The sequence below is a fragment of the Bradyrhizobium sp. CIR48 genome, from assembly GCF_014198315.1.
GTDB lineage: Bacteria > Pseudomonadota > Alphaproteobacteria > Rhizobiales > Xanthobacteraceae > Bradyrhizobium.
Genome location: NZ_JACIHG010000003.1, coordinates 771,827 through 778,102 on the forward strand (window position 1 = coordinate 771,827; position 6,276 = coordinate 778,102).

Consider the following 6,276-nt stretch of genomic DNA (forward strand, 5'->3'; position numbering starts at 1 on the left):
TCGCAGCTCCACAGATCGTGTGCAGGCTCGCGCCTGTCACATTCCTTCGGCCGGGCAGTTCACCATCCAGGGAATGCCGAACTTGTCGACGCACATGCCAAAGCCCTTGGCCCAGAACGTCTTGCTGAACGGCATGGTGACTGTGCCGCCATCGGCGAGTGCATTGAACTTACGCTCGCCGTCCGCAGGGTCCTTGACGGTGAGCGAGATCGAAAAGCCTTGCGGCTTGGCGAAATGCTCCGGCGGCGCGTCGGAAGCCATCAGCACGCTGCCGTCGGGCAGCGACATCCGCGCATGCATGATCATCTTTTCGCGGCCGGGCGCGGCGGGCATCTCCGGCGGCGCGTCCGATGACCGCATCATGGCGTCGATCTTGCCGCCCAGGACCTTGGCGTAGAAGTTGAACGCAGCTTCGCAGGTGTCCTGATAGAACAGATAAGCGTTGAGCATCGTTTCTCTCCTCTTCGTTTGCAGTGAGGCTTATTGCTTCTCGGCCAGCTTCTTCAGGCTGGCGAGGCCGGCATCGAAATCCTTGCCGATCATGCTGTCCATGTTGATGAACACTTGCATGATCTTGGACATGAACGGAGCCGGACCGTACATCGCCCATGTGACCAGAGTAGCATCGCCTTGCGGCACAAAGGTGAACTCGGCGGTGTTGTGACCTTCGAACGGCCGCTCGAAATCGAGCTTGATGCGAAGCTTGGACGGCCCGGTCGCCTCGAGGATCTCCATGCGGCCGGCGCCGACATTGTTGTTGCCATCCCAAGCATAGGTCGCGCCCTTGCCTCCCTCAGATCCACCGAAGGTGCGCTTCATGGCGGGATCGCGGGTCTCATAGGGGGACCAGTTGGTCCAACGGCGGAAATCGGCGACCTGTGGATAGATCGCTCCGGCTGGCGCCTTCACCGCGAGGCTCCGCTCGACGCGGAAGGTGTCAGATTTTGTCAGGGCAAAGGCGAGGACGCCCGCGATTCCAACGGCGAGCACGACGGCGATGACGGCAATGGCTTTCAGCATGAAGGGGCTCCATGGGTACGGGCTTAGGACGAACGAGAACGGCAGGAGCCGACAATTGCCGGAATGACATTTTGCACGCTACCCACCCCACGTCATGGCCGGGCTTGTCCCGACATGATGATGTGGAGACAGACGGGTCTACTTCACTTTCGCGCCCTGCCGCGCGCCCGCCTTCGGCTGGCTGTCCCGGATCAGGCGATCGATGTGCATGCGAATGTGGGCCGCTTCTGCGGACGTGTTGGCAAGCGCGATGGCGCGGTCGAAAGCGACACGTGCCTCGTCGTTGCGGCCGAGCTGCATCAGGAAGGCGCCGCGCACGCCGTAGAAATGGAAGTAGTTGGCGAGCTTCGGCGCAAGCGGCTCGATCAGATCGAGCGCGGCTTGCGGCCCCCGCACCTTGGAGACCGCGACCGCGCGGTTGAGCGTCACCACGGGAGACGGCTGCACGACCTCGAGCGCGCCGTAGAGCAGGTCGATCTGCGCCCAGTCGGTCTCCTCCGGCGTCGACGCGCGGGCATGCAATGCAGCGATCGCGGCCTGGATCTGATAGGGCCCGCTGCGGCGGTGGCGCATCGCCTTGTCGATCAGCGCCAGCCCCTCCGCGATCATGGTGCCATTCCACAGCGAACGGTCCTGATCGTCCAGCAGGATCAGCGAGCCGTCGGCGGCAAAGCGCGCGGCACTGCGCGCATGCTGCAGCAAGATGAGCGCCGTGAGCCCCATGATCTCCGGCTCGCTCGGAAACAGCCTGAGCAGCAGGCGCCCCAGCCGGATCGCCTCCTCGCAGAGCGGCTTGCGGATCTCCGCGGTGTCGCCGCTCGCCGAATAGCCCTCGTTGAAGATCAGGTAGATCATCGCCGCGACGCCGGCGAGCCGCTCGGAGCGCTCGATTGCGCCGGGCGCTTCGAACGGCGTCCCGGCTTCGGCGACCTTCGCCTTGGCGCGGGTGATGCGCTGCTCCATCGCCGCGTCCGAGACCAGGAAGGCGCGCGCGATCTGCTTCACGGTAAGCCCCGAGACGATGCGCAGCGCCAGCGCGATCTGCTGCGTCGCCGGCAATTGCGGATGGCAGCAGATGAACATCAACCGCAGGATGTCGTCGCGGTAGTGCGAGCCGTCCAGCCGTTCGGCCAGCGCGCCTTCGGCGTCGTCGAGATCGGAGATCGCCTGATCGTCCTCAGGCAGCGGCTGCTGCTTGCGGGTCCGGCGCACCTCGTCGATGGCGGCGTTGCGGCCGACCATGATCAGCCAGGCCGCAGGATCGCGCGGCGGCCCGTTCTGCGGCCAGGACTTGAGCGCGCGCAGCGAGGCGTTCTGGAACGCCTCCTCGGCGGTGTCGAGATCACGGAAATAACGCAGCAGCGCGCCGACCGCCTGGGGTCGCGCCGAGGTCAGCGCGGTCTCGATCCAGCCGGTGTCGGCCTCGCTCACGTCAGGTTTCCTCCGGGCCGGAACACGCCGACGGGACGCACCTCATAGGCGCCGCCGGGATTGGCAGCGCCGAGGTCGCGCGCGACGTCGAGGGCGTCGTCGAGATTCTTGCAATCGACGATGTAGAAGCCGAGCAGCTGCTCCTTGGTCTCGGCATAGGGGCCGTCCAGCACCAGCGGAGGATCTTCCTTCCGCAAGGTCGCGGCGGCCGTGGTCGGCAGCAGCCGCGCCACCGGGCCGAGCCGGCCTTGGCTCGTGAGCTTCTCCTGCACCACGGCGAGCTTCTTCATCACGGCCTCGTCCTGCTCCTTGCTCCAGGAGCCGACGAAGTCCTCATCGTGATAGCAAAGGATGGCATAAAGCATAGGCGACACTTTCCTCGTCTGTTCTAAAGACGCGCCAATATGCCCCGCCCCGACAGCACTGCGGAAAAAATTTGCGAGAAAAATCCGGCAGATCGTGCCAAGGAGGGGCTTTAGTGAGCGGAACCCGACGAGGCACTTCGAATGACCAAGGGCACACTGGCCGTCCTGATCAATAGCACGCAGCAGAACTGGTTGCCGGAGCGCTGGAAGGCCCGCTTTGATGCTGTCTGCGGCGGCCGCCGTGTAGTGCTGCTGCCGGATTCCACGCTCGATCCGGCCGAGGTGCACTATGCCACGGTGTGGAAGCCGGTGCCGGGCGATCTCGGCGCCTTCCCCAATCTGCGGGCGATCTTCAATCTCGGTGCCGGCGTCGATGCGCTGATGGCGGACAAGAGCCTGCCCGATGTGCCGCTGGTCCGGGTCGCCGTACCCGACCTGACCGGCCGCATGACTGAATATGTCGTGCTGCACGTGCTGATGCACCACCGCCAGGAGCTCTATTTGCGGGACTCGCAGCGCGCAAAGCGCTGGGAGCCGAAATATCAATGGCCGGCCAGCGCCGTCACGGTCGGTGTCATGGGATTGGGCACGCTCGGTGCGGACGCGGCCGACGTGCTGCGGCGGCTCGGCTTTCGCGTCGCCGGCTGGAGCCGCAGCCCGCGCGCGATCGACGGCGTCGAGTGCTTCCATGGCTCGGCCCAGATCGATGCGTTCCTGCGCGCGACCGATATCCTGGTCTGCCTGCTGCCGCTGACGCCGGAGACGCACGGCATCCTCAACCGCGACGTCTTCACCAAGCTCAACCGCAACAGCCCGCTCGGCGCCCCGGTGCTGATCAATGCCGGCCGCGGCGGCTTGCAGAACGAGGCCGACATCCTCGCCTGCCTCGACGACGGCACGCTGGGCGCCGCCTCGCTCGACGTCTTCGTACAGGAGCCGCAGCCGGCGGACAGCCGGTTCTGGACCCATCCCAAGGTGGTGCTGACGCCGCACAACGCAGCCGACACCGACGCGGACGCGATCTCGGCCTATGTCGCCGAGCAGATCGCACGGTTCGAGGCCGGCGGCGCGTTGGAGAACGTGGTGGACCGGGCCAGGGGGTATTAAGCGCCGGGATTTTCGCGAGCACCGTCACCTCATATTCAGTGTCGTCCCCGTACACGCGGGGACGACACCGCTTGTGGGGCAGACAGCCTCCCCCCACAACCACCGCGTTCCGCCGGTATCCCGTTCACTCTCTCTTAGCGAGAAGTTGATAAGCGGTGTTAACCAACGCTCAAACAACGAGTCGGACATGCGCGCGAGCCTCGGCCTCAGGATGCGGATCACGGTTGCCCTCGCGGTGACGGCGGCGGCAACCGCCCTGTTCGCCGTGCTCGGAGCGATGTGGATCATCGCTGGGATCATCGACCGCGCCGACCAGCGCGAGCTGCACAGCCATTATGATGCCCTTCAGTCGCGCATCGCCGAGGAATCGCACCGGGCCGCCGCCATGAGCACGGTCGTGGCCGCGATGCCGGCGACGCAGGATGCGATGGCCAAGCAGGACCGCAACGCCCTGATAGCCCTGTTCGGGCCGGTCTTTGCGGCGACCAAATCGGAATACGGTGTCGAGCAATTCCAGTTCCATGTGGCGCCGGCGACCTCGTTCCTGCGTGTGCACCAACCCGCGAAATTCGGCGACGATCTCTCCGGCTTCCGCAAGACCGTCGTCGTCGCCAACCAGGATCGCAAGGTCGTGGTCGGCCTCGAAGGCGGCGTTGCCGGGCTCGGCATCCGCGGCGTGGTGCCGATCGCGCAAGGGGCTAAGCATCTCGGCTCGGTCGAATTCGGCCTGACCTTCGGTCAGTCCTTCCTCGACGACTTCAAGACCAACCGCCATGTCGACGTCGCCTTCCACCTCGCCGATGGCTCCGGCTTCAAGCTGTTCGGCGGCACGCTGAAGGGCAAGAGCTTCTTCGACGCAGCCGATTACGGCCGCGCTACCACAGGCAGCTTCACGGTGAAGCGGGCCAAGCTCGACGACACGCCGGTGGCAGCGCTGCTCGGCCCGATCAAGGATTTTTCCGGAAAGCCGCTCGGCGCCGTCGAGCTGGTGATGGACAATGCCGATTACGAGGCCTCGGCCGACCGCGCCTGGATGCTCGCGATCGCGATCGCCGCGATCGGGCTCGTGCTTGCCGCCATCGTCGGCTATCTCATCGCCCGCAGCATCTCGCGTCCGATCCTCTCCATCACGTCCGTCATGCGCGAACTCGCAGACGGCCGGACCGACGTCACCATCCCCGCCAGCAAGGCGAATGACGAAGTCGGGGCGATGGTGAAGGCGGTCGCGGTGTTCCGCGACAACGCCGTCAGCTTTGGCAAGCTTCAGGCCGAGCAGCTGGAAGCCAAGGCGCAGTCCGAAGCGGAGAAGCGGCGCGCCTTCGCCGCGCTTGCCGACAATTTCGAGGCCAGCATCCGCGACGTCGTCACCACGGTGTCCTCGGCTGCGGTCGAGATGGAGCATACGGCGCGGTCGATGTCGGCCATCGTCGAACAGTCCCGACAGCAGACGCGCGCGGTGTCGTCGGCCTCGACACTGGCGTCGGAGAATGTGCAGACCGTCGCGGCGGCGGCGGAAGAGCTGTCCTCGTCGATGACCGAGATCAGCCGGCGCCTCGCCCACGCGACCGAAGTGGTGGGCAAGGCCGCGAGCGACGGACGGCGCTCGAACGAGCGCGTGCAGAGCCTGGCAGACGCGGCGCAGAAGATCGGCGACGTGGTCTCCTTCATCAACGGCATCGCGGGCCAGACCAACCTGCTGGCGCTAAACGCGACGATCGAAGCGGCGCGCGCGGGCGAAGCCGGCCGCGGCTTTGCCGTGGTCGCTTCCGAGGTCAAGGCCCTGGCGACGCAGACGGCGAAGGCGACCGAGGAAATCGGCGCCCAGGTCCACGCGGTGCAGGGCGAGACATCAGGCGCTGTGGACGGCATCCAGTCGATCTGCGCGACGATCCAGCAGGTCGACGAAATTTCCGCCGCGATCGCCGCAGCCGTCGGCCAGCAGGGCACGGCGACGCAGGAGATCGCACAGAACGTCCAGCAGGCGGCTGCCCGCACCGGCGAGGTCTCGCAGAACATCTCCGGTGTCACCGCGGGCATCGCCGCGACGGGCACGGCGGCCGAGGAAGTGCTGGGTTCGGCGATCGAGCTGTCGAAGCAGTCGCAGCGACTGCGGGACGAGGTGGATCGCTTCCTCGCGCAGATCCGCGCGGCGTAGTTGGGACGCAGGATCGCGCAGCATACTCACTGTCGTCCCCGCGAAGGCGGGGACCCATATGTGGACGGCCCCCGTGGCACAAGAGCTTTGTGAGGTTTGACCGGATCGCTTGCATCCATATGTGCGGCCTGTTGGGTGCAGCTTGTTCGCTGCTGGCCAAGATGGTTTCCGCAACACGAGTTCCAATCACCGCAGCGG

The 6,276-nt window shown here is 65.9% G+C and carries 6 protein-coding genes; 2 read left to right on the forward strand and 4 right to left on the reverse strand.

Annotation, left to right across the window (positions count from 1 at the left end; genetic code table 11):
- Positions 1-36 precede the first annotated feature (36 nt).
- The 4 genes from GGD66_RS13605 to GGD66_RS13620 form a co-directional block, all read right to left on the reverse strand.
- Positions 37-450: a VOC family protein gene (locus GGD66_RS13605; RefSeq protein WP_018317753.1), complete on the reverse strand. Its 414-nt coding sequence runs from the start codon at positions 448-450 to the stop codon at positions 37-39.
- 30 nt (positions 451-480) lie between these two features.
- Positions 481-1,020, reverse strand: a complete 540-nt coding sequence (locus GGD66_RS13610) for an SRPBCC family protein (protein WP_179738981.1) — start codon at positions 1,018-1,020, stop codon at positions 481-483.
- A 138-nt stretch (positions 1,021-1,158) separates the two neighbouring features.
- Positions 1,159-2,451, reverse strand: a complete 1,293-nt coding sequence (locus GGD66_RS13615) for an RNA polymerase sigma factor (protein WP_183258030.1) — start codon at positions 2,449-2,451, stop codon at positions 1,159-1,161.
- On the reverse strand, positions 2,448-2,816 hold the full coding sequence (locus tag GGD66_RS13620; RefSeq protein WP_008546388.1) for a YciI family protein: 369 nt from the start codon (positions 2,814-2,816) through the stop codon (positions 2,448-2,450). The genes GGD66_RS13615 and GGD66_RS13620 overlap by 4 nt, the downstream gene beginning before the upstream one ends.
- Before the next feature lie 141 nt (positions 2,817-2,957).
- Between GGD66_RS13620 and GGD66_RS13625 the strand changes: the two genes are divergently transcribed.
- Together GGD66_RS13625 and GGD66_RS13630 are read left to right on the forward strand one after the other, a co-directional pair.
- On the forward strand, positions 2,958-3,923 hold the full coding sequence (locus GGD66_RS13625; protein WP_018317749.1) for a glyoxylate/hydroxypyruvate reductase A: 966 nt from the start codon (positions 2,958-2,960) through the stop codon (positions 3,921-3,923).
- A gap of 187 nt (positions 3,924-4,110) precedes the next feature.
- Complete coding sequence (locus GGD66_RS13630) at positions 4,111-6,078, forward strand: methyl-accepting chemotaxis protein (protein WP_183258031.1); 1,968 nt, start codon at positions 4,111-4,113, stop codon at positions 6,076-6,078.
- The last annotated feature ends 198 nt before the right edge of the window (positions 6,079-6,276 follow it).